This window comes from Chitinophaga sp. SVR4-12A, from assembly GCF_056754765.1.
On the sequence record NZ_JBPGWP010000001.1, the window covers coordinates 115,856 to 137,951 of the forward strand.

Consider the following 22,096-nt stretch of genomic DNA (forward strand, 5'->3'; position numbering starts at 1 on the left):
GGTTCAGAACAACCATGCCTGCTTAAGGTACTTTTCAGAAACCGCTAACCTTCAACGAACCTCAGACCTCAAACTTTAGACTTCAAACGTTAAATTTTTCCTGATGAGTTATAAAAGATACCTTAGTTTATTGCTCATACTATGCATGAGCATCGGCGCCTTTGCGCAACAGTCTTATCTATTCAAGAACGTAAATGAACCGGTGGAAGCGCGGGTAAAGAACCTGCTGCAGACATTGACATTAGAAGAGAAGATCGCCATGCTGGGCTACAGAAGCCCCGCGGTAGACCGCCTGCAGATCCCATCTTATAACTGGTGGAACGAGGCGCTGCACGGTATTGCCCGGGCAGGCGAAGCTACTATCTACCCGCAGGCCATTGGCATGTCGGCCACTTTCAACACGGCGCTGGTCCACGAAGTAGCCAATTCCATCGCCACAGAAGCCAGGGCCAAGTACAACCTGTCTGTCGCCATGAACCGCCGCCTGTGGTACATGGGGCTCAACTTCTGGACGCCGAATATCAATCTTTTCCGTGATCCCCGCTGGGGCCGTGGACAGGAAACTTACGGCGAAGATCCCTTCCTGACCGCCACTATGGGCACTGCCTTTATCAAAGGCCTGCAGGGCGATGATCCTGCTCACCTGAAAACAGCTGCCTGCGCCAAGCACTTTGCGGTGCACAGCGGGCCTGAAGCAGACCGCCATACTTTCAACGCTGTAGTGGATGAAAAAGACCTCCGCGAAACCTACCTCTATGCATTTAAGCACCTGGCAGATGCAGGTGTGGAATCCATGATGTGCGCTTATAACCGCCTGAACGGAGAGCCCTGCTGCACGGGCAAAACCCTTCTGCAAACCATCCTGCGCGATGAGTGGAAATTTAAAGGCCAGATGGTGACAGACTGCGGCGCACTGGATGATATCTACCAGCGCCACAAAGCCATTCCCACTAAAACAGAAACAGCGGCAGCAGCCGTGAAAGCAGGCGTTAACCTGGAATGCGGCAGCATTCTCCAGGATGATGTGAAGAAAGCCATAGATCAGGGATTGCTGACGGTGAAAGATGTTGACAGCGTATTAAGCTATAGTCTCCGCACCCAGATGAAACTGGGCCTTTTTGACGAAGGCGGACTGGCCCCTTATAACCGTTACGGGGCAGACAGCGTGCATAACGCTTATCATATAGAGCTGGCGCGCAAAGCCGCCCAGCAAAGCATGGTACTGCTGAAGAACGACGGTGTACTGCCTTTGCCGAAAGACAAATACAGTTCCATGATCGTACTGGGCTCCAATGCTGCCGCGGCAGATCCCCTGGTGGCGAATTACCATGGCATCAACGGTAAGCTGGTGACCTTTGCAGAGGGCATCGCTGAAGCAGCCGGACCTGCCACCGCCGTGCAGTATGATATGGGTTGCGATTATAAAGACACCGTACATTTTGGCGGTATATGGGCTGCGGAGAACAGCGACCTGACCATCGCTGTAATAGGCCTGAGCCCTGTGCTGGAAGGAGAGGAGGGCGATGCTTTCCTGTCTGCATCCGGCGGTGATAAATCCACCCTTAGCCTGCCTGCTTCCCAGCTGGCATTCATGAAGAAACTGCGTGCTGCGCATAAGAAGCCCATCATCGCTGTTGTTACTGCCGGTAGCGCAGTAGATATCGCGGCCATAGCACCTTATGCAGACGCCATCATCCTGGCCTGGTACCCGGGTGAACAAGGCGGCCGCGCCCTGGCAGACATTATATTTGGCAATGTATCGCCCTCGGGCCGTCTGCCGGTTACCTTCTACCGCTCGCTCAGCGATCTGCCCGACTATAAAGACTACAGCGTGAAAGGCCGTACCTACCGTTATTTCAAAGGCGCAGTGGCATATCCTTTTGGGTTCGGTTTAAGTTATACTTCTTTTGGGTATGCCTGGAACCAGGCGCCGCAAAAGACCTATGCGCTGAAAGATACCATCCGTGTAAGCGTAAACGTGAAGAATACCGGCGCCTTTGATGGCGACGAAGTGGTGCAGGCCTATATCCAGTATCCTGATATGGAAAGGATGCCGCTGAAAGAGCTGAAAGCTTTTGCCAGGGTAAGCGTAAATAAAGGTGGAGAAGAAACGGTGACGCTTAGCATCCCGGTAAGCGATCTGCAGAAATGGGACCTGGGCGCGCGTAACTGGAAACTGTACAAAGGCCAGTATACGTTGAATATTGGCCGCAGCTCAGATGATTTCGTGTTGAAGCAGGGTTTTACGGTGAAGTAAGCTGTTAGCAATCAGCAGTTAGCTGTTAGCCCGCACGATGCAAAATGGCTAACAGCTAACTGCCAAAAGCTAATAGCTAGTACACAATTATCTCGTCCGTAAACAGAAATCCCCGCTGTGTATTGGGCGCATACACTCTTACATATCTTGCCTTTTCCTGCTTCAGATCAAATTTGAATTCTTTGAAGGTGAGCCTTGCCTGGCTTACCGGCACATCATTCTCTACTTTCTGCACCGGCCGGAAAGTTTGCCCGTCGTCAGACACCGATACTTCCACTGATCCCGGCATATAAACGCCCGGGCCTGTGAGCTGCATAAATGAAATAGAAAGGCTTTGCAACGTGGTAACCTGCTCCATATCCAGGGTAACATCCAGGTCGTTGGTAAAGCCCTGCCATTGGCCATCACCATAGGTAAGGCTGCCCCTGTAGCCATTTACCAGCGTGCTGTCCTGCTGGGCTACATAGCTTTTGCTGTAAGGCTTATTATACTGTACTTTCTTACCGATGGCTTTATGAAAATCTACCGCGAGGCTTGCTATCTTTCCTGGCAGAATGGTATCCCGGAAGATGGCCGCATTTACTACAGCGGAGTGGTTCAAGAGGATGCTGTCTTTGAACAGGGAAGAGCCGGCATTGGGCGCTGTGCCGTCCAGCGTATACCGGATCTGCGGTTGATATTGTTCGCTGCTGAAAGTAATGGTAGCTGTGCCCTGTGCATAGTTAAACACCGGCTTGATGGTAAGGTCATAAGAAGGCCGGTAGTAGTTAACGTGTAAGCGCTGTAATAACAGGTAATGCGCCTGCAGCCTTTGCTGGAAATCGGCCCAGCGCTTGTCTTTCGCGGCTGTCCACGTTACTTCTGAAAGACCTAAGAGCCGCGGGTAGACCATATATTCCAGGTGACTGAAAGTAGGGATATATTCTGTCCAGATGGCTGCCTGTGCGCCCAGGATATGTTTGGCTGCATTGCTGTCCAGCTCCTGTGGTACAGGATCATAGCTGTATACTTTTTCCAGGGGCAGATAACCGCCGATGGCTTCAGGCTGCGTAACGGGGTCGCCCTGGTAGGCATCAAAGTAGCAGAAGCGGCCCGGCGTCATCACTACATCATGGCCCTCTTTGGCGGCGGTGATACCGCCTGCTTCTCCCCGCCAGGACATAACGGTGGCGTCCGGGGCCAGTCCGCCTTCCAGGATCTCGTCCCAGCCCAGCAGCCTGCGATGGTGATGCTGCAGGAATTTTTCCATTCTGCGGACAGCATAGCTTTGCAGGGCATGTTCGTCTGCCAGGTGCTCGTCTTTTATTCGCCGCTGGCATTTGGGACATTGCTTCCAGGCTTTCTTATCTGCTTCGTCGCCACCTATATGAATATACGTAGAAGGAAAGATGCTCATTACTTCTGTCAGCACGCCTTCCAGGAAAGTGAAGGTGCTGTCGTTGCCCAGGCAATACTCTGAGTTTTTATAAGGTAAGCCTGTGCATCCCAGCTGCGGGTACACGGCCAGCACTTCTTCAGAGTGGCCGGGCATCTCAATTTCCGGTATTACGGTAATGCCGCGCACTTTGGCATAGGCCACAACGGCCCGTGCTTCGTCTTGTGTATAATAACCGCCGTAGGCGTTGGGATCACCTTCTGTGCTGTATCTGCGGCCATGGTCCCGCCAGTCTTTCCAGTTTTGTTGCGTTCTCCAGGCGGCTTGCCTGGTAAGCTCCGGGTACTTTTTTATTTCCAGCCGCCAGCCGGCGCCGTCGGTAAGGTGCCAGTGGAAAGTATTCATTTTATAAAGGGCCATCAGGTCCAGGAAACGTTTGATCTCGGCGGTGTCGCGGAAATGACGGGACACATCCAGGTGAATGCCCCGGTAGGAGAAGCGTGGCTGATCATTGATCAGTGCACAGGGCAGCGTGCCTTTTTCCGGTTGCAGCAGCAGTAGTTGTAAGAGGGAATACATGCCGTTCAGGGCGCCGGTGTCGCTGTTAGCAGTAATGGTTACTTTATTCGGTGTAATCTCCAGGCGGTAAGCAACAGGAGAGGGGAAGGCGTTGCGCGCGGCTTTTACAAAGCTGATAGCGTTTGCCGGTGTTGCGTTGCCTTTTAGCGTCTGTAGTGGCTGCGATAAGCCGGCTTGCTGGATGAACAGCTTAGCGGCCGGCTGGAAAGCAGGGCTGGCGAATATTCCGGTGCCGGGCTTTAATTGAAAAAAGCCTTCTTTTGCAGTTACCTGCAATGGCTTGGGAATGATATTGATGCTGTTCTTTTCTGAAGACTGCGCGAAGGATACGGTGGCGCACCCTGCCAGCAGCAGCCATGCCATTAGACAACGTTTGATCATGTACTCCTGTATTTTTTGCAAGTTGCAAGATAGAGTGCGGTGAGATAAATATCCAGGGAAAAATTCGTTTGAAAAAGAAAATCTCCTTTTATTTGTGTGGTAGTGCCTGAGAGTAGTGATTGTTGACCAGATGATGAGGTCATTGTCAACGAATATTGAAAGATGAAAACCCCTTGGCATAGACCGGATTTGTTTAAAAGTTGTCTTCGAAAATGGATGACATAGTGCTTCGTTATTTTTAATATTATGAAAGTTAAGAAATGGACGATCTGGTTATTCCTTCCGCTTTTATGCGCTATAATCTATTTTTACTATCTGAACACGTATCTCGAATTTGAGCCCATTCTCTTTCAACCGGGAAAGGATGTTTATGAAAAGGTTGAAGTTAATGCCGAATTCTATAAGCAGCTTGAAACTGTCTTATCTTACAATAATGAACCGTATAAGATAGATCGTTCAGGTAGGGTATTGATAAAGCGAAAACTCAAATGGGATAAAGATCTCGTTTTTAACTACACATCGAAAGCGCTTGATGCCGATTGGCTTCAGTCACATCAATCAACTGCAGGCACTCCCACTGTGCTCACTGATCCTATACAGCCAATGCCATTTGATATTGAGCAGGAAGATTATTTCGCTGCACTTCCTATCAATTTTAACGGCGGAAAATCAACCGGTTATGCTGTTGTTGACCTATACATTCATGAAAATGCGGCGATCGATAGTTTTAAAATTGTGAAACTTGCCATATACCGCAATGGTGGCGCCATAGTTAGCTATCCCCCGAATCAACCATCTGATAGTGTGGAGAGACAATTTTTCCCCATTTTATCCGGTTACTTGCGGGATCATGTTAAAATAAACATGAACCCTGCCGTCAAGCCGGATAACATAACCAAGATGTCAATGCGGATAAGATTTAAATAACGGAATCCGTATTTTGTTATTAAATTTATTACATGAAACCTACACTCCTGACCTCATTCCTGATAACCGTTTTCGCGGTGATAAGCCTTTCCGGGCCTGCGCGCGCCAAGGCCCCGAGTGATGCTTCCATGGAGATGTTAAGACAGTTTTATACGGAATATATCGCTGAGTTCCTGAAGGAATCACCCAGCGAAAAGAAACTCCATTCAATCAGGAAGCAATATTGCACAGCAGGGCTTTTAAGCAAGATAAAAGGCGCAGAGCTGGACTATGATCCATTTCTGAACGCCCGGGATGCCGATGAAGACTGGTTGAAAACACTTTCTGTCAGCAAAGATCCGCTGAGAAAAAAAGATGGATATATTATTTCTCTGCTAGATAAGGATACTCAAACAAAGACGACTATCAGGCTGCTGGTGGTGAAAGAAAAAGAACGTTATAAGATAGACGCCATTACCTACTAAGCCGGCTGGTAACAGGCTGTAGCAAACAATAAACCCCGGCCCCTTACCGTTATCCCCTCAGAGTCATTACTATATCCATATCTCATTAAATCAAATCTATATGCGTCTACCCCGGGAGACAGTGACCATATTCGCTTCCGCATTGTTACTATACAGCTGCGCACGCGTCCATCGCGTTTTTGAACGGAAAGAGCACGTCTACCAGGCTCCCCGCATGGGCGCTGAGTACCGCTTTGATGAAGGCCTCCGCCGCGAAAAACATCCCCAGAACCTTTTCAGCAAAAAAGAATTAAAAGACATGGAAAAGACGGGCACCATGACCAGGCAGGAACGCAATGCTCCCAGTACCCGGATAAGCCCCATGCAGGCAGACAGCATCCTCACCGGCAAAACGAGGGACACTACCCGTACAGACTCTACCCACACACTACCCGCAGATAGTATACAACCCCAACGCCCCGACACTTCGGCCCCGCAACCTGCCGATACCACTCATCCATAACGACTAACTTTCCCCTTGCATAATAAAACTATTCGCCGTATAATTGTCTACACTGTCGGTAGACTATGATCGTCTGCGCCAACCAAAATTTAATCACCTGCATATCATCAGAACAACAACATGAGAATACCTATCACGCTTGCCATGGCTGCCGCCCTTGCGATGGAGCTTCCGCAACCTGCAGCTGCCCAGGATAAGGCCAACGGCGCCAAAGGAATCAATACACAACTCGAAGCCAGCTTTGACCAACAGCTCAGCAGCACACACATCGGCGAAAACATAAAGGAATTTTCTTCGAAACCTCACAACATAGGCGCCACAGAAGGTAAAGCCGTAGCCGAGAAGATCCTGAACCAATTTAAAAGCTATGGATGGGATGCCCGCATAGTCACTTACCAGGTACTTTTCCCTACACCTAAAACAAGAGTGCTGGAGCTCACCGCTCCCACAAAATATACCGCCTTGCTGAAAGAACCGGCCCTGAAGGAAGATGCTACCTCCGGACAGGCAGGCCAGCTGCCTACCTATAATGCCTGGAGCGGCGACGGCAACGTAACTGCACCCCTGGTATATGTGAACTTTGGCCTTCCTGCTGATTATGAACAGCTGGAGCGTTTAGGGATAGACGTTAAAGGCAAGATCGTTATCGCCCGTTACGGCCGCTCCTGGAGAGGCATCAAACCTAAAGTAGCTGCAGAACATGGCGCCATCGGCTGTATCATCTATTCTGATCCTAAAGAGGATGGTTACTACGAAGGCGATGTATACCCCAAAGGCGCCTTTAAAAATGAATTCGGCGTGCAACGTGGCTCCGTTATGGACATGGTGATCTATCCCGGTGATCCGCTCACACCTGGCGTAGGCGCTACAGAGAATGCCAAAAGGCTGGAACGTGCTGCTGCACCTACCATCCTGAAGATCCCTGTATTGCCCATCAGCTATCACGATGCGCAGCCTTTGCTGGCTGCCCTCGAAGGCCCTGTAGTGCCGGAAGACTGGCGGGGCGCGCTGCCCATCACCTATCATACCGGTCCGGGCAAAGCTACCGTGCATTTACAAGTGGAATGCAATTGGAACATCGTACCCGCCTACGATGTGATCGCCACCATCAAAGGCTCCCAGTATCCCGATCAATGGGTGATCCGCGGCAACCACCACGATGCCTGGGTGAACGGCGCAGGAGATCCCGTTAGTGGATTGGCCTCGCTGCTGGAAGAGGCGAAAGCTATCGGCGCACTCGTGAAGAACGGCTACCAACCTAAACGTACGCTCGTATACTGCGCCTGGGACGGCGAAGAGCCCGGTCTTCTGGGCTCTACTGAATGGGTGGAAGATCATGCTGCTGAGCTGCAGCAGAAAGCAGTAGCCTACATCAATACAGACGGCAATGGCCGTGGCTTTCTCGGCGCCGGTGGTTCGCATGCACTGACAAAGCTAATGGATGTGATCGCAAAAGATGTGACCGACCCGCAAACACAGGTGAGCATATACGAAAGAATGAAAGCCGCACAGGTGGTGAACGCCGCCCCTGCAAAAAGAAAAGAGCAGCTGGAGAAAAAATCCCTCACGCTGGGCGCCCTGGGCTCCGGATCAGACTACTCACCTTTCTTCCAGCACCTGGGCATTCCCTCCCTGAACCTGGGCTTTGGCGGAGAAGATGACGGCGGTGAATATCACTCTATCTATGATTCTTATGATGATTATTCCCGCTTTAAAGATCCCGGCTTTCACTATGGGGTGGCCCTGTCTAAAGTAGCCGGTCGCGCTGCTCTTCGCCTGGCAGACGCCGATGTGCTGCCTTTCGACTTTAGCGACCTGCATAAAACTATCAGCGGTTATGTAAAAGACCTCACGGATCAAACAGACCAGCTCCGCGAAAGCACCCTGCTGGAAAACCGCCTGATCAAAGAACGCACTTACCAGCTGGCCAGCGATCCCACCAAACCGTTTACCGCACCGGCAGCAAAAGCGGAGGTACCTTACCTGGATTTCTCTGCCCTGCAAAACGCCCTTGTAGCGCTGGACAGATCCAGCGCAAAACTGGCGGACTCCCTGGCTAAAACCACCATTAGCGCCGCCGCCCGGCAAAGCCTTAATGAAGCGCTGTATAAAGCGGAACAAAGCCTGCTCACGGAAGCCGGACTGCCCCGCCGTTCCTGGTTTAAACACACTATCTATGCTCCCGGCTTTTACACCGGCTACGGCGTAAAAACCCTTCCCGGCATACGCGAAGCGATCGAACAACGTAACTGGAAAGAAGCCCAGGAACAGATCCAGGTTGCAGCTGCAGCAGTGAACAGGTTGAGTAGTAAATTGAATGAAATTGTAAATCTGGTAAAATAATAGTTGTCAGTGGTCAGTTGTAAGTCGTCAGTGATTAAAGCGAGTATATTTTCGTATCAATCACTGACGACTTACGACTTACGACTTACGACTGACAACTGACAACTTACGACTGACAACTGACAACTTATTCATACCTCAACGCTTCTATCGGGTCCAGCCTGCTGGCCTTCACCGCCGGGTAATAGCCAAAGAATACCCCCGTAACAGTACATACCAGGAAGGAGAGGACAATAGAACTTTCGGATACCAGGGTAGGCCATGAAAGAAAGATGGTGATCAGTTTAGACGCCGTTAGCCCCAGCAGGATACCAATGATCCCGCCGGTGATACTGATGAGGATCGCTTCTATCAGGAACTGCAGCAGGATATCAATACCCCTGGCGCCGATAGACATACGCAGGCCTATTTCCTTAGTGCGCTCCGTTACCGATACATACATGATGTTCATGATGCCAATGCCGCCCACTACCAGTGAGATGCCTGCAATGGCGGCCAGCAGTACCGTCAGCAGCTGGCTGGTAGAGCTGAAGGTATTGATCAGTTCTGCCTGTGTACGTACAGTAAAATCATCATCGTCCCCGGTTTTCAGTTTGTGAGCGCTGCGCAGGATGTCTGTCAGCTCTGCAGTGGCCTGTGTAGTGCTGCTCTCATCTATCGCCGACGCATATATGTTCTGGATGTATGGAATGGCGAGGATTCTTTTTTGTACGGTAGTATAGGGGGCAATGATAATATCGTCCTGGTCTTGTCCGAATGCATTTTCGCCTTTCTCGCTCAGTACCCCGATCACTTTGAAGGGGATCTTGTTGAAGCGGATGGTTTTCCCTACGGGGCTTTCACCGGCACTGAACAGGTTCTCCACGACTGTTTGTCCCACAAGACATACTTTGCTGGCCGCCTTCACATCGTTCTCAGTAAAGGCGATGCCGTCTTTCAGTGGCCAGTCCCGTATATCCAGGTAATCAGGGCTGACACCCTGTATGGTAGTGGGCCAGTTCAATGCCCCGCTGATGGCCTGCCCTCTGCCCGATACCTGCGGTGAAACGGCGCTGATGTACTGCGCCTGCTGTGCTATGGCATTCACATCTTCCAGTTTCAGCGTTTGCAGGCTGGTGGCATCCAGCCTCGCACCTCCGCCTACTGTTACATTACTGTTAGGCCGTACGGTGATCATGTTGGAGCCCATGCTGGATAGCTGGTCCTGGATGCTTTGCTTGGAGCCCTGGCCGATAGCTACCATGGCGATCACTGCGCCTACCCCGATGATAATGCCCAGCATGGTGAGGAATGCCCGCAGCTTGTTACGTTGCAAGGCCCGGAGGGCGATTCTTATAAGATTCAGAAAGCTCATAACAAATAGTTCAAGTTTGAGGTTTGAGGTTTGAGGTTTGAGGTTCGTTGAAAGTTACAGGTTCATTACAATAGTCCGGCTACTAATCAAGACATCTAACATCTAACGAACTTCAAACCTCAAACTTCAAACCTCAAACTTCAAACTTCAAACCTTAAACATTTAATAATCATCCGTTACCGGCAATTCCGCCAATGCCTGTCTGGCTGATCTGATGTTTTCATTCTTTTGGTCTTTAATTACCTTGCCATCCCGCAGCATGACGGTCCGGCTGCTGAAAGCAGCGATATCCGGTTCGTGCGTCACAAATACGATGGTTTTACCCGCCTGGTGCAATTCCTGCAACAACGCCATGATCTCGTACGAAGTGCGGGTATCCAGGTTACCGGTGGCCTCATCTGCCAGGATCATTACTGGCTCGTTCACCAGTGCGCGGGCAATGGCTACACGTTGCTGCTGTCCGCCGGAGAGCTGGTTGGGCATGTGGTCCAGCCGTTCTGCCAGCTTCACGGCTTCCAGGGCTCTGATGGCCTTCTCCTTTCTGTCATGCGCCGTCAGCGCGGAGTTGTAGAACAGGGGCAGTTCTACGTTCTCCAGCGCACTGGTGCGCGCCAGCAGGTTATACGACTGGAACACAAAGCCTATCTTCCGGTTACGCAGCCTTGCCAGCTCATCCCGCGAGAGCCCGCCCACATTCACGCCATCCAGCAGATAATTACCTGCGGTAGGCTTATCCAGGCAACCCAATATATTCAGCAAGGTTGTTTTGCCGCTGCCGCTGCTGCCCATGATGGTCACAAATTCTCCTGCCGTTACCTCAAAGGATACGCCTTTCAATGCCCGCACCGTTTCTGTTCCCATCCGGAATTCTCTTTTCAGTTCCTGTATCTCTAATATTTTGTTATTCATCGGTTCATCATTTTTTTTTTGCACTATCATCCTCCTCTTCTTCCGCCTCCGCCTCTCGGTCTGGATGGCATAAACGGACTTTTCGCAGCCTGGCCGCTCTTCTCGCTCCGGCTTAAGCGCCGGGCATCATTGATCACATTATCCGATGTATCCAGTCCGTGAAGCACCTGCACATTCGTCTCATCATTCAGCCCGGTCAATATCCGCCGCTGCAGCAGCGTGTCACCCCGCTGGATCCATACAGAGGCGCGGTGTGCTGCCTCATCCGGGGCGGTTAGTTTTTTGCTGGTATCCGGTTTTGTTTGCAGGGTATCCGGCCGTTTGCTGCGGTAAAAAGCGGGAGAGGCGCCGGCATGGCTGGTATCCCTTCCCCTGTGGCCCAGGATCACATAATCTTTCAGCAGGGCGGAATCAGGCTTGAACTTCAGGGCCTTGGCACTGACCAGGAGGGCGTTCTTCGCTTCTTTCGTATAGATGGTTACGTTAGCGGTCATCCCGGGTTTGAGCCGCATATCGTTATTGGGAGCGTCTATGATGGTTACGTAGGTCACCACATTGGCGGAGGTGGTGGGCTGCAGGCGGATCTCCTGTACGGTACCGTTAAATACATCGTCGGGAAATGCATCCACGGTAAAGGTTACACGTTGTCCTTTTTGTACGTTGCCGATGTCGGCTTCATCCACACTGGCCTGTACCTGCATCTTGGTCAGGTCTTTTGCGATAATGAACAGGGTAGGGGTGTTGAAGCTGGCGGCCACAGTTTGGCCGATGTTCACATTCCTGCTCATGACTACGCCGTCAATAGGAGAGTAGATATTGCTGTAGGCCAGGTTCTGATTGGCCGATTGCAGCTGTGCTTTGATAGCGGCCACATTGGCTTTGGCGCTGTTGAGGGTGTATTGCGCCGTTTCAAAATCTGCCCGGGCAATGGCGCCTACCTGGAACAGTTGCGATTGCCGGTTGAAATTGCTTTGCTGGTATACCAGCTGGTCTTCTGCTGAGCGCAGGTTGGCCTGGTACTGGTTTACCTGGGCCTGTAACAGTGATTTGTCCAGTTCAGCCACCAGCTGTCCTTTCTTTACCTGGGTATTGAAATCTGCATAGATATATCTGATGGTGCCCGATACCTGCGTGCCAACAGACACCGTATCCACCGGCTGTATGGTGCCTGTGGCGGTGATCGCGTTGGCAATGAAACCATAGGTGGGTTTCTCTGTGCTGATCACCACCGGCGCTTCGCGGTTCCTGAATTTCCAAAACCAAAGTGCTGCCAGCAAAAGGATGACGATACCTGCTATTAGCCATTTATATTTTTTCATAGTTTCATTCGTTTGTTACTGGTTCTCCTGTATAGAATTCATATATCTTCCTGTTGAGGATAGTGCTGTATTTGGCCTGTATAAAGGATTGCAGCGCCTGTATGTACAGGTTCTTCTGCACCTGCAGGTCTACGATGTTCACCGCCCCCAGCTTCAGCTGTGCTACTGCAATGCGGTATGCTTCTTCGCTGGCGCTCAGCTGTTGCGCTGCTGCCTTGTACTGCTCCTGTGTGTTCTGCAGGTTGAGATAAGCCTGCTCTACTGTTTGCGACAGCACCATTTTGGTATCCTGCAGGGAGAGTTTGGCCTGGTCTATCTGGATCTTCGCTTTGGCTTCGTTGGTTTTGTTCACCCGGTTGCTGAAGATGGGAACGGCCAGGGTTAATCCGGCCCTTTGGTAGAAGTTGTTATCCAGCTGCTGCCAGTAGCTGTACGACTGGTTATCAGAGAAGCCGGAGGCCAGGCTGGTGCCCAGGCTCAGGGTAGGTTTAAAGCCCGCTTTGGCTTTGGCCAGCCCGATTTCCGCGACTTGTACAGACAGTTCCCCGGTCTTTACCTCGGGTCTGCTTTGCAGGGCCAGTTCCTGTGCGGTGGCCAGGCTGGGCACCGGCCTTTCTACGGCCATGGTATCCGGCTGCACGATCCCGAATGAATAAGTGGTAGGCAGCTGTAGCAGCTGTTTAAGTATGAGCAGGTTTTGGCGGTAGGCATTTTCTGCCGTCACCAGTGAGTATTGGTCTGCAGCCTGTTGTGCTTCCAGCTGCGCCAGGTCTTTACGTGCGATGCTGCCCGCATCGAAGCGCTGCTGTCCCTGTTGCCGTTGCGCCTGCGAGGTTTGCAGCAGGTCTTTGGCATATACGATGTTTTCCCCGGCCAGCAGGATGTTTAGGTAAGCCTGGGTAATTTGCAGGGTGATATCATTTTCCGATTGCAGCAGATTCAGGTTGGCTGCCTGTAAGAGCAGGTCTTTCTCTTTAATGTCGTTCCTGATATAGCCGCCCTGGTAAAGGGTCCAGCTGGAGCTGAGAGCGTAATTGCTGGCAACGGAAGATTGCGTCTGGAAGCCGCCTATCACCGGATCCGCGTTCCTGGCATGCGTGTAATACTGCGAAGCCGTACCTGCAACGCTGGGCAGTCGCGCAGCTTTGGATTGCAGCAGGTCTTCACGGCTGGATTCCTGGCTTAAACGCAGGTTGCTCAACTGAATGTTATGCTGCCTGGCGTAATCGATGCATTGCTCCAGGGTCCATTTCTCCGGCAAGTTGTTGGTGGTGGTATCCTGTGCGGTTAAACGGCCGGTAATGACCGTGATGGATATGATCGTGAATAGAAAGACGCGCTTCATAGTAAATCCTGTTCGTGAGTAAAGAGCATTCACGTTTCGCGCCGCACTGTGTTTTATTAAGACTATTTAACAGTCCTTAACACTCCTTAACAGGCGCCGGGCGCCCGCTTTGTGAACGCGAAATACTGACTGAAAGATGGCGGTCGGGGTTTAATACGTTAACACTGATTAACAGAGAAGGTTCAGGGGATAGCGGTATGAGATATTGCTCTTAGCTTGCACGTCTGCTGAGGTGAAACCGGGCAAAAACAGCTATCGATCCCCCCGGGTGTTCCCGTTTTAGTTATTCCACCCCCATGTCAGCCTCACAGTTGTCCCATTCCTTTTATAGAGATGGGACAACCATGAGACAGATATGGGACAACAATGGAACATATGGTAACAGGAAAGCAACATGATACCAACCCAGATCTAACATACCGGCGCAAAAGGGCTACATCAGTTGCAACTGGCGCGAAATTTGGTTACTAACTATGTATAAGGCTAATTTTTTATAACGGTAAGCAAGAAATTCCGAATCATTTATTTACATTTACACAAAATTTATAATAACCTTTCCTGTAAAACTAAATGCTACATGATGAAGAAGACCTTTTCTATCATTGCCGGTATGTTGCTGATCCTGTGTCTGACCAGCAATTTATCTCATGCACAGCTTAATCCCCTTAAACGGTTCAGTATTGGTCCCTTTATTGAAGCAGGCATCCCTACCGGTGACCTGAGCGATACGCATAATACAGGCTTTGGCGCAGGTTTAGGCGCTGATATCAAGCTGATAGGCGGCCTGGCCGTTACCGGCTCTGTAAGCTATATGCGTTTCGGGGGCAAAGAGATAGATGTGGCAGGTGTAGGCACGGCGAAAGTTGACGCCCTGCAGGCTATCCCTGTACGTGTGGGTTTGAAATATAAGTTCCCCATTCCCCTGTTATATGTGAAAGTAGAAAGCGGTGCAGCCAATTACCTGGGCGACGCTGCAGATGGTTCTGCGATCATCTTCTCTCCCGGTGTTGGTATCCGTGTATTGGGCTTTGATCTGCAGGCTAAATACGAAGGCTGGTACAAAAGCGAACAGAACGTTGGCTTCTGGGGTTTGAAGGCAGGATGGAATTTCTAAGCTAGCTGTTAGCTTTTAGCTGTTGGCTATTAGCTGTTAGCTATTAGCAATAGAAATAGAAATAGAAAAGTCCATAGTTTACCGCGGAGATCATGTGATCCCACTCGTAAACCATGGACTTTTTATTGATATGCTACCAGCTAAAAGCTAATAGCTAACAGCTAATAGCTAATAGCCAACAGCTAACAGCTAAATGCTTCTCTTCGACTTCACCCCACATCCCACTGCTTTAGTAAACGGCGGCTCCGGCTGTTTTCCTGCCATCAATGCATTTACCGCATTCTGCACATAATTGATCCTGCTGGCGTTGTCATTATCAGGATCATTATCTATAGCGCCGATATAAGCTACTACAGCGCCTTTATTATTCTTCTGCAATACAAACACATGCGGGGTGCGTAAAGCGCCGAAACGGCGGGTAACCACTTGTCCCGGGTCTTCCAGGTAAGGGAAGGTAAGGCTGCTTTTCTTATAATGTTGCTGCATATCTTCAAAAGCTTCTCCCTGCTGTGCCTCCGGGTCGTTGGGGTTGATCATGATCACAGGATAACCTTTGGCGGCAAACTGCTGCTGCAGCGCTACCATCCTGTTCTCATACCCGCGGGATACCGGGCAGGTATTACAGCCGAATATAACAATATACCCTTTGGCATTGGGAAAGCTGGCCAGTGAAACTTTTTTGTTGTCAACATTCTTCAGATTAAAATCGGTTACCACATCGCCTACCTGGTAACCTGTTACCTGTGCCCGGGCAATAAGCCCCAGCATGAGCAATGAAAGGAGGAGTAAGCTTCGCATAACGGTACTATTTTAATGATCTGTAAATTGTTACCAATTGATCATAGGTGAAGGCTTTTTCCTGTAAACGGCGTAATTGTTTTCCTTTGTTCACAAAGAGCGTGGCCGGCAAGCTGCCCGACCAGTCGGGGCTGATACGATCTATATATTCCTGCTGATCCTTTTCGTTTAACAGCAGCACTTCATTTTTCAGCTGTTCTTTGCGGACAAAGGGGATCACATTTGCGCGCAGCTTGGACCGGGCATCCAGGCTTACCAGTAATATCTTCACAGCTTCGTCCTTATAGGCCTGGCCAAATTTCTCGAAATGCGGCAGCTCGTCAACACAGGGACCGCACCAGGTGGCCCAGAAATTAACGATGTAGGTGGTATCGCTGCCCGCTGCAAAACGATGTTCCAGCTGATCTACTGTGGCCAATGTTACTTCCTGCGCCACGGCATGCAGGAGCAAGGTGTTCAATAAAGCGGTATATAAGGCCGGTTTTAAAAACATATACCATGCGTATATAAAAGTTACAAAGAAGCAGGCAAACCGGCTATTTTAATTTATGAATGGCTGCATGCCTAACGTTGCGTAGGCGTTATGCATGAAGCGTTAAGCCCTGCGCATACTCTTTGTAATACTGCAGCGGCGTTTTGCCCGTCAGCTCCTTAAACTTGCGGTTAAAGTTCGCTACATTGTTAAACCCGCTGGAATAACATACCTGCGCCATGCTCATCCCGTTTTCCAGTATCAGCTTGCAGGCATGGCCTATACGTAGTTCTGCCAGGAATTCAAAATAGGTTTTGGAGGTCCTGGTTTTGAAATAACGGCAAAAGGAATGCGGACTGATATGCACGGCTTTCGCTACTTCCTCTATGCTAATGGGATTGGTGAAATGGTTAAAGGTATAATGGTAAATTTCATTGATCTTGTCGGTACGTTGCAGGTTATATTCCTGCACAAATCCCAGGCTGCTCAGCGGGCTTTTTTCCGGGCTGGCGGCGATGGCCGTCAGCAGCTTGATCAGGATGGTGATGCGTTGCGGGCCGCTGGCCTGCAGCATTTCTTCCATCTGCAGGGAAAGCTGCTCACGGGCGGCCCCGCTGATACGGATGCCCCTGCGCGCCTGTTTCAGCAGCAGCCGTACCGGTTCCATCTCAGGAAGCTGCAGGAAAGCATCGCCCCAGAAATTTTCATGGAAATGAATGGCCACGGCTTCAATATGCAGATCGCTGTCTGCCTTGAAATAGTCCGCATCGTTGCGCCACATATGTGGCAGGTTGGGGCCGAGCAGCACCAGGTCGCCATCCGCGAAGCGCTCCATATGATCGCCTACCAGGCGGGTGCCCCGGCCTTTGCGGATCAGTGTTAGTTCAGCTTCAGGATGATAATGCCAGTGATTGTAGAGATAAGGAAGAATGTCCTCCCGCACGCTGAATGATTGTCCCCCGTGTACGGATACCTTTCTGAGTATCGGTTTCATCTCGTAGAATTTATCAAATAATAGCCGTTCTGGTTTCCGTTAAACGCTCTTATTGCCAATATAGTACAATTTTTGGCTTGTTATTGATAACGCTTTGGCAAAAAAAACATTCATATTGCAGTTGTTAAGATTCCACGTTCTCATATATCTCCTCTTATGAAGCAACGCATTATTGCTGTACTGTGGCGGTGGATGGCTGTACTGTTCTCCTTGCAGGTGCACGGTCAGCCTTCCACCCAATTAATTCCGGCGCAGAAGCCCCTGGGCCCCCAATGGTACAATAGCCTCTACCATGATACGGTGCAAACCACTTACCGCGGCGCAGCTCTGACCACTATCGGGATGCCGGTAGGCGGCATCGCTGCCGGACAACTCTACATCCGCGGCGATGGTTCCCTGGCTGGCTGGTGGATCGCCAATAACGCTTATAATACCGGTCCCGGCCATGAGAACATGAATACTTTCAACACGCCCCTGGGACAATGGAAAGTGGTATACCAAACATTTACCCCGCCGTCGTTCATCAGCCAGGGCTTTCAGATAAAGGTCAGCAGCGGCGGTAAAACCTACACCCGGCTGCTGAACAAAGAAGGCTGTAACAATATTTCCTTTAGCGGAGAATACCCGGTAGCTACTGTTCATTACGATGATACCCGCGAAAAGTTGCCTGTTGCTGTACGTTTGCAGGCTTTTTCTCCCTTTATTCCACTCAACGCCCGTGAATCTGCCACACCCGGTACCTATCTTGTTTTCACCCTTCGGAATACCGGCAAACAAAAAGCGGTGATCGCGTTGAATGGCTGGCTGCAAAACCCCGTATGCCTGGAGCTGAAAGACCAGGTAGCTGCCTTTAGCCGCAACCGTGTTCATTATGCCAAAGGCCTCCGTTCACTGGTCATGGATGCGGTAGCCAGGGCAGACAGCAGCGGTTTAAGCAGGCATCCTTACTTCGGCAATATGGCTTTGAGCGCGCTGAGTGATCAGGCCAGCGTTATTACCGATCAAAGTGCCCATACAACGGAAGAAAGCCGTGCACCTCTGGGTAAACCATTGACCGGCGAAGTGAGCGTACCGCTGGAACTGCTGCCCGGCCAGGAAAAAGAAGTGGTCTTCCTGCTTAGCTGGTATTTTCCTAACCGGCCGCTGGATTATGGCGATGGCGGTAACTGGAACAAGCCTATTGCGCCCAATGAGCCGGCCATCGGTAATAACTATGCCAACTGGTTCAGCGATGCCCTGGATGTTGCCGGCTGGCTGAAAGAGAATCGTGCCCGTTTGTCGGCAGCTACCCATCGTTTCGTGGAAGCCTATTATCGTTCCTCCCTTCCTTACTGGCTGAAGCACCGCCTTATGATGCCTGTTTCCACCCTGGCCACTGAAACCTGCCAGTGGTGGGCCAATGGTAAGTTCTACGCCTGGGAAGGTGTAGGCTCCTGTACGGGCACCTGTACCCATGTGTGGAATTATGAACAGGCCATGGCTTACCTCTTCCCGGAGCTGGACCGTAACCTGCGGGAACAGACGGATTTTGCCAATTCTTTCCGTGCAGACGGCGCCATTATGACCCGCAATGGAACGGATGACGTTAAAATAGACGGCCATGCCGGTGGGATCCTGAAATCGTATCGCGAGCACCTGCTCAGCGGGAATGATCTTTTCCTCTCGCGCAACTGGAAAAATATCCGCAAAGCCATCAGCTACCTTTTCAGTGAAGACAGGAAAGATGGGGCGGTAGATGGTTTGCTCACTGCGCAGCAGGCTAACACCTATGATATTTCTTTTTATGGCGCCAATACTTATGTAGGTGGATTATACCTGGCGGCACTGAAAGCAGGCAGGGAAATGGCCCTGCTGATGCATGACCGTGTAATGGCCGATAGCTGTGAGCTGCTCTTTCGCTCCGGCGCTGCGCTGAGCGTAAAGCGGCTGTGGAACGGCCGTTATTTTGTCCAGGAAGTAGATCTGCAGCAACATCCCAAATTCCAGTATGCCGATGGCTGCCTGAGTGATCAGCTGTTCGGGCAAACCTGGGCGCATCAGCTGGAGCTGGGGTATCTATATCCGGCAGATAAAGTGAAGCAGGCGCTGCGATCTATCTGGGAATATAATTTTACGACAGACGCCGGCGCCTATAACAAGGTTTATCCGCCAGAACGTTATTACGCCCGCGGCGCAGAACCTGGATTGCTGATTTGTACCTGGCCCCTGAGCAAACATATGGGCGAGAACGGTGTACGCTACCGCGATGAGATCTGGACGGGTATTGAATACCAGGTAGCGGCCAATATGATCGCGGAAGGCATGCTGGATGAGGGGCTTTCCCTGGTGAAAGCGGTGCACCAGCGGTACACGCCTGAAAAGCACAATCCCTGGAATGAAGTAGAATGTGGTGATCATTACGCCCGTGCACTGGCCTCCTGGGGCGTGTTGCTGGCGCTGGAAGATTATCATTATGATGGTCCGCAGGGGAAATTGGCATTTGCGCCGAAGCTGCAGCCGGAACAGTTTAAGGGATTTTTCACCGCGGCAGATGGCTGGGGGAATTTGCTGCAGCAAAGGAGCCCCAGGCGGCAGGTGAATGAAATTGTGTTAGGCTATGGCAGGCTGCAGCTGCGGGAGTTAAGGCTGACGCTGCCAGACAACGTACAGCCGTCAAAGGTAGTAGTGATGTTGAATGGGGAGAAGCTACCGGTGAATTGGAAGAAGGAAGGATCTGTGGTGACACTCAGCGGTTTGAATGCTCATTTATATGCGGATGATAAGCTGAAAGCAGAGATAGCGTACTAGGGTCTTCCTCCCCGACGGGGATGGGTGACGGAGAGTTGATGCTTTTTAACAATTAATTACTATCTTAAGACAACGTATGAAAAACACCTTATTTACACTTACCCTATTTTCCATGCTCTCCGCCTGTAACACCGGCAATAAGCCTCCCGCGACCGCCGGAAAAGACACCGCCTCCTTTGACCAGGACCTCAATTTCCTGCACCACCACCTTGGCAATATGATCCTGCTGAAAAGCCCGGAAGACAGTAGTATGGTGATTGTGGCCGGTGATTACCAGGCCCGCGTAATGACCAGCTCCGCCCGCGGTCTGAACGGTAAAAGCTATGGATGGATCAACTATGCCCTGATAGATTCCGGTACTTACAACCCGCATATCAATGCTTTTGGGGGAGAAGAACGTTTCTGGCTGGGCCCCGAAGGCGGACAATACGCCTTGTTCTTTCCACCCGGTAAACCCTTTGAATTCCAATACTGGCAAACGCCGGGACTGATAGATACCGCTTATTTCGAAGAAGCATCCCGTAATGACCAGGAAGTGGTCTACACCAAACAAGGTACTTTACAGAACTACGCCGGTACTACGTTCAATGTAGGCATCCGCCGCAGGATCAGCTTATTGAGAAGAGCCGAGATCGTATCGCAGCTGGGCGTAGAACTGCCTGCAGGTCTTGCCAGTGTAGCGTACCAAACAGAGAACACGGTGACCAATACCGGCAGCAATGCCTGGCAAAAGGAGGGCGGCCTTTTATCCATCTGGCTGCTGGGCATGTTCACGCCCTCCGACAAAACAGTGATCGTGGTACCCTTCAAGCCATTGCCTGCAGCGCGCGACTATATTACGGATGATTATTTTGGCAAGATTCCGCCGGAGTACCTGCAGGTACGCGACAGCCTGCTGCTCATGAAGGCCGATGGCCGCCGCCGCGGGAAGATAGGCCTGGCGCCTGAAATAGCTTTGCCCATCTCAGGCAGCATAGATACTGAAAGCGGGGCGATCACGCTCATCCTTTTTTCGATCGATCCTTCGGGCGCTTATGTAAATTCGAAGTGGGAACAACAGCAGGAACCCTATAAAGGAGACGTAGCGAACTGCTATAACGATGGTCCACTGGAAGATGGTAAGCAGATGGGGCCCTTCTATGAGCTGGAGTCTTCTTCTGCTGCCCGGGCCTTATCGCCCGGCGATTCCATGGTATACCGCCAGACCACCGTGCATCTGGAAGGCGACCGTGCCGCCCTGGATACCCTGGCCCAACGTTTATGGCATATATCAATCGCAGACATTGCAGGCGCTTTCAATAAAAAATAACAGCACTATGGAACATATTCGTTTGTACAAAACCACTACCGGCATTTTTGCGTACTACCAGGACCGTTACTACCAGATGGAACAGGATTGGGATACATTGGTGAACAGTCCCGAACTGTTTAACAGCCTCCGTGCAAAAATTGCATCGCTTGCGCCTGCAGACAATGCAGCTGAAGCTATCCGTACAGGCCTGCTGCCGCCCATCGGCACGCAGGAGATCTGGGCGGCCGGCGTTACCTATTTCCGCAGCAAGGTAGCCCGGATGGAAGAATCGGAAGTAGCGGGCGGCGCTACTTTTTACGATATGGTGTATGAGGCGGACCGGCCGGAATTATTCTTTAAAGCCATCGCCCAACGCACCTCCGGCCACGGACAGGCCGTATATATCCGTAAAGATTCTACCTGGAATGTGCCGGAACCTGAACTGACCCTGTTCATGAACAGCATGGGCGCCATCCAGGGCTATACCGTGGGCAACGATATGAGCTCCCGCAGTATAGAAGGAGAGAACCCGCTGTACCTGCCCCAGGCCAAGGTATACGAAAAAAGCGCCGCTATCGGCCCCTGTCTGCTGGTGCCCGAAGCGCCCCTGCCGCCCACTACCTCCATTACTATGCAGATCCTCCGTGATGGCGAGGCGAAGTACAATGATGCGGTGCCCATCAGCCAGATGAAACGCGATCATGCAGAGCTGGCAGGCTATCTTTTCCGTGAATGCGATTTCCCCCATGGCTGTTACCTGATGACCGGCACCTGCCTGGTGCCCGACAGCAGTTTTACTTTGCAGGAAAATGATGTGGTGGAAATCACCATTGAGCCCATTGGTAAACTAATCAACACCATAGCGATTAAAAAATAAAAGCCTTG

At 51.0% G+C, this 22,096-nt stretch carries 17 protein-coding genes; 9 read left to right on the forward strand and 8 right to left on the reverse strand.

Going from position 1 to position 22,096, the window contains the following annotated elements:
- Nucleotides 1-103 precede the first annotated feature (103 nt).
- Nucleotides 104-2,257 (forward strand): glycoside hydrolase family 3 N-terminal domain-containing protein, encoded by a 2,154-nt coding sequence (locus tag ACR9Y8_RS00540; protein ID WP_481211266.1) that lies wholly within the window; start codon nucleotides 104-106, stop codon nucleotides 2,255-2,257.
- 76 nt (nucleotides 2,258-2,333) lie between these two features.
- On the opposite strand, the gene ACR9Y8_RS00545 is transcribed toward ACR9Y8_RS00540, so the two are convergent.
- Entirely contained in the window at nucleotides 2,334-4,592 is a 2,259-nt protein-coding gene (locus ACR9Y8_RS00545; RefSeq protein ID WP_481211267.1) for a family 20 glycosylhydrolase, read from the reverse strand.
- Nucleotides 4,593-4,838: 246 nt separating this feature from the next.
- Between ACR9Y8_RS00545 and ACR9Y8_RS00550 the strand changes: the two genes are divergently transcribed.
- The 4 genes from ACR9Y8_RS00550 (at nucleotide 4,839) to ACR9Y8_RS00565 (ending at nucleotide 8,828) form a co-directional block, all read left to right on the forward strand.
- A complete protein-coding gene (locus ACR9Y8_RS00550; RefSeq protein WP_481211268.1) occupies nucleotides 4,839-5,519 on the forward strand; it encodes a hypothetical protein in 681 nt (226 codons plus the stop codon).
- Nucleotides 5,520-5,551: 32 nt separating this feature from the next.
- On the forward strand, nucleotides 5,552-5,983 hold the full coding sequence (locus ACR9Y8_RS00555; protein WP_481211269.1) for a DUF3828 domain-containing protein: 432 nt from the start codon (nucleotides 5,552-5,554) through the stop codon (nucleotides 5,981-5,983).
- A 100-nt stretch (nucleotides 5,984-6,083) separates the two neighbouring features.
- The gene (locus tag ACR9Y8_RS00560; protein ID WP_481211270.1) at nucleotides 6,084-6,485 is read left to right on the forward strand and encodes a hypothetical protein; all 402 of its coding nucleotides are present in this window, start codon (nucleotides 6,084-6,086) and stop codon (nucleotides 6,483-6,485) included.
- A 120-nt stretch (nucleotides 6,486-6,605) separates the two neighbouring features.
- Nucleotides 6,606-8,828, forward strand: coding sequence for a transferrin receptor-like dimerization domain-containing protein (locus tag ACR9Y8_RS00565; protein WP_481211271.1), 2,223 nt, complete (start codon nucleotides 6,606-6,608; stop codon nucleotides 8,826-8,828).
- A 127-nt stretch (nucleotides 8,829-8,955) separates the two neighbouring features.
- On the opposite strand, the gene ACR9Y8_RS00570 is transcribed toward ACR9Y8_RS00565, so the two are convergent.
- The 4 genes from ACR9Y8_RS00570 to ACR9Y8_RS00585 form a co-directional block, all read right to left on the reverse strand.
- Nucleotides 8,956-10,182 carry an ABC transporter permease gene (locus ACR9Y8_RS00570; protein ID WP_481211272.1) on the reverse strand — a complete coding sequence of 409 codons (1,227 nt, stop codon included), beginning with the start codon at nucleotides 10,180-10,182 and terminating at the stop codon, nucleotides 8,956-8,958.
- A 162-nt stretch (nucleotides 10,183-10,344) separates the two neighbouring features.
- A complete protein-coding gene (locus tag ACR9Y8_RS00575) occupies nucleotides 10,345-11,091 on the reverse strand; it encodes an ABC transporter ATP-binding protein (RefSeq protein ID WP_481211273.1) in 747 nt (248 codons plus the stop codon).
- A gap of 26 nt (nucleotides 11,092-11,117) precedes the next feature.
- Nucleotides 11,118-12,410: an efflux RND transporter periplasmic adaptor subunit gene (locus ACR9Y8_RS00580; protein WP_481211274.1), complete on the reverse strand. Its 1,293-nt coding sequence runs from the start codon at nucleotides 12,408-12,410 to the stop codon at nucleotides 11,118-11,120.
- Between the two features lie 4 nt (nucleotides 12,411-12,414).
- Nucleotides 12,415-13,755: a TolC family protein gene (locus ACR9Y8_RS00585; protein ID WP_481211275.1), complete on the reverse strand. Its 1,341-nt coding sequence runs from the start codon at nucleotides 13,753-13,755 to the stop codon at nucleotides 12,415-12,417.
- Nucleotides 13,756-14,332: 577 nt separating this feature from the next.
- Here ACR9Y8_RS00585 and ACR9Y8_RS00590 point away from each other — a divergent pair.
- The gene (locus ACR9Y8_RS00590) at nucleotides 14,333-14,869 is read left to right on the forward strand and encodes an outer membrane protein (protein ID WP_481211276.1); all 537 of its coding nucleotides are present in this window, start codon (nucleotides 14,333-14,335) and stop codon (nucleotides 14,867-14,869) included.
- Between the two features lie 189 nt (nucleotides 14,870-15,058).
- Here the strand turns inward: ACR9Y8_RS00590 and ACR9Y8_RS00595 are convergent, their stop codons facing one another.
- The 3 genes from ACR9Y8_RS00595 to ACR9Y8_RS00605 all read right to left on the reverse strand — a co-directional run bounded on the left by ACR9Y8_RS00595 (nucleotide 15,059) and on the right by ACR9Y8_RS00605 (nucleotide 17,133).
- Nucleotides 15,059-15,667 carry a thioredoxin family protein gene (locus tag ACR9Y8_RS00595; RefSeq protein WP_481211277.1) on the reverse strand — a complete coding sequence of 203 codons (609 nt, stop codon included), beginning with the start codon at nucleotides 15,665-15,667 and terminating at the stop codon, nucleotides 15,059-15,061.
- Between the two features lie 7 nt (nucleotides 15,668-15,674).
- Nucleotides 15,675-16,160 (reverse strand): TlpA disulfide reductase family protein, encoded by a 486-nt coding sequence (locus tag ACR9Y8_RS00600; protein ID WP_481211278.1) that lies wholly within the window; start codon nucleotides 16,158-16,160, stop codon nucleotides 15,675-15,677.
- Nucleotides 16,161-16,248: 88 nt separating this feature from the next.
- A complete protein-coding gene (locus ACR9Y8_RS00605) occupies nucleotides 16,249-17,133 on the reverse strand; it encodes an AraC family transcriptional regulator (protein WP_481211279.1) in 885 nt (294 codons plus the stop codon).
- Between the two features lie 156 nt (nucleotides 17,134-17,289).
- Between ACR9Y8_RS00605 and ACR9Y8_RS00610 the strand changes: the two genes are divergently transcribed.
- The 3 genes from ACR9Y8_RS00610 (at nucleotide 17,290) to ACR9Y8_RS00620 (ending at nucleotide 22,088) form a co-directional block, all read left to right on the forward strand.
- The gene (locus tag ACR9Y8_RS00610; RefSeq protein ID WP_481211280.1) at nucleotides 17,290-19,920 is read left to right on the forward strand and encodes a GH116 family glycosyl hydrolase; all 2,631 of its coding nucleotides are present in this window, start codon (nucleotides 17,290-17,292) and stop codon (nucleotides 19,918-19,920) included.
- A gap of 76 nt (nucleotides 19,921-19,996) precedes the next feature.
- Entirely contained in the window at nucleotides 19,997-21,229 is a 1,233-nt protein-coding gene (locus ACR9Y8_RS00615; RefSeq protein WP_481211281.1) for a DUF6786 family protein, read from the forward strand.
- Between the two features lie 7 nt (nucleotides 21,230-21,236).
- The gene (locus ACR9Y8_RS00620; protein ID WP_481211282.1) at nucleotides 21,237-22,088 is read left to right on the forward strand and encodes a fumarylacetoacetate hydrolase family protein; all 852 of its coding nucleotides are present in this window, start codon (nucleotides 21,237-21,239) and stop codon (nucleotides 22,086-22,088) included.
- Nucleotides 22,089-22,096: the final 8 nt, after the last annotated feature.

Bases quoted from the DNA above. Each gene is read 5' to 3' on its own strand.
- ACR9Y8_RS00540 (WP_481211266.1), top strand. From the start codon at position 104: ATGAGTTATAAAAGATACCTTAGTTTATTGCTCATACTATGCATGAGC.
- ACR9Y8_RS00560 (WP_481211270.1), top strand. From the start codon at position 6,084: ATGCGTCTACCCCGGGAGACAGTGACCATATTCGCTTCCGCATTGTTA.
- ACR9Y8_RS00550 (WP_481211268.1), top strand. From the start codon at position 4,839: ATGAAAGTTAAGAAATGGACGATCTGGTTATTCCTTCCGCTTTTATGC.
- ACR9Y8_RS00585 (WP_481211275.1), bottom strand. From the start codon at position 13,755: ATGAAGCGCGTCTTTCTATTCACGATCATATCCATCACGGTCATTACC.
- ACR9Y8_RS00595 (WP_481211277.1), bottom strand. From the start codon at position 15,667: ATGCGAAGCTTACTCCTCCTTTCATTGCTCATGCTGGGGCTTATTGCC.
- ACR9Y8_RS00605 (WP_481211279.1), bottom strand. From the start codon at position 17,133: ATGAAACCGATACTCAGAAAGGTATCCGTACACGGGGGACAATCATTC.
- ACR9Y8_RS00590 (WP_481211276.1), top strand. From the start codon at position 14,333: ATGATGAAGAAGACCTTTTCTATCATTGCCGGTATGTTGCTGATCCTG.
- ACR9Y8_RS00570 (WP_481211272.1), bottom strand. From the start codon at position 10,182: ATGAGCTTTCTGAATCTTATAAGAATCGCCCTCCGGGCCTTGCAACGT.
- ACR9Y8_RS00580 (WP_481211274.1), bottom strand. From the start codon at position 12,410: ATGAAAAAATATAAATGGCTAATAGCAGGTATCGTCATCCTTTTGCTG.
- ACR9Y8_RS00615 (WP_481211281.1), top strand. From the start codon at position 19,997: ATGAAAAACACCTTATTTACACTTACCCTATTTTCCATGCTCTCCGCC.
- ACR9Y8_RS00620 (WP_481211282.1), top strand. From the start codon at position 21,237: ATGGAACATATTCGTTTGTACAAAACCACTACCGGCATTTTTGCGTAC.
- ACR9Y8_RS00600 (WP_481211278.1), bottom strand. From the start codon at position 16,160: ATGTTTTTAAAACCGGCCTTATATACCGCTTTATTGAACACCTTGCTC.
- ACR9Y8_RS00565 (WP_481211271.1), top strand. From the start codon at position 6,606: ATGAGAATACCTATCACGCTTGCCATGGCTGCCGCCCTTGCGATGGAG.
- ACR9Y8_RS00610 (WP_481211280.1), top strand. From the start codon at position 17,290: ATGAAGCAACGCATTATTGCTGTACTGTGGCGGTGGATGGCTGTACTG.
- ACR9Y8_RS00545 (WP_481211267.1), bottom strand. From the start codon at position 4,592: ATGATCAAACGTTGTCTAATGGCATGGCTGCTGCTGGCAGGGTGCGCC.
- ACR9Y8_RS00575 (WP_481211273.1), bottom strand. From the start codon at position 11,091: ATGAATAACAAAATATTAGAGATACAGGAACTGAAAAGAGAATTCCGG.
- ACR9Y8_RS00555 (WP_481211269.1), top strand. From the start codon at position 5,552: ATGAAACCTACACTCCTGACCTCATTCCTGATAACCGTTTTCGCGGTG.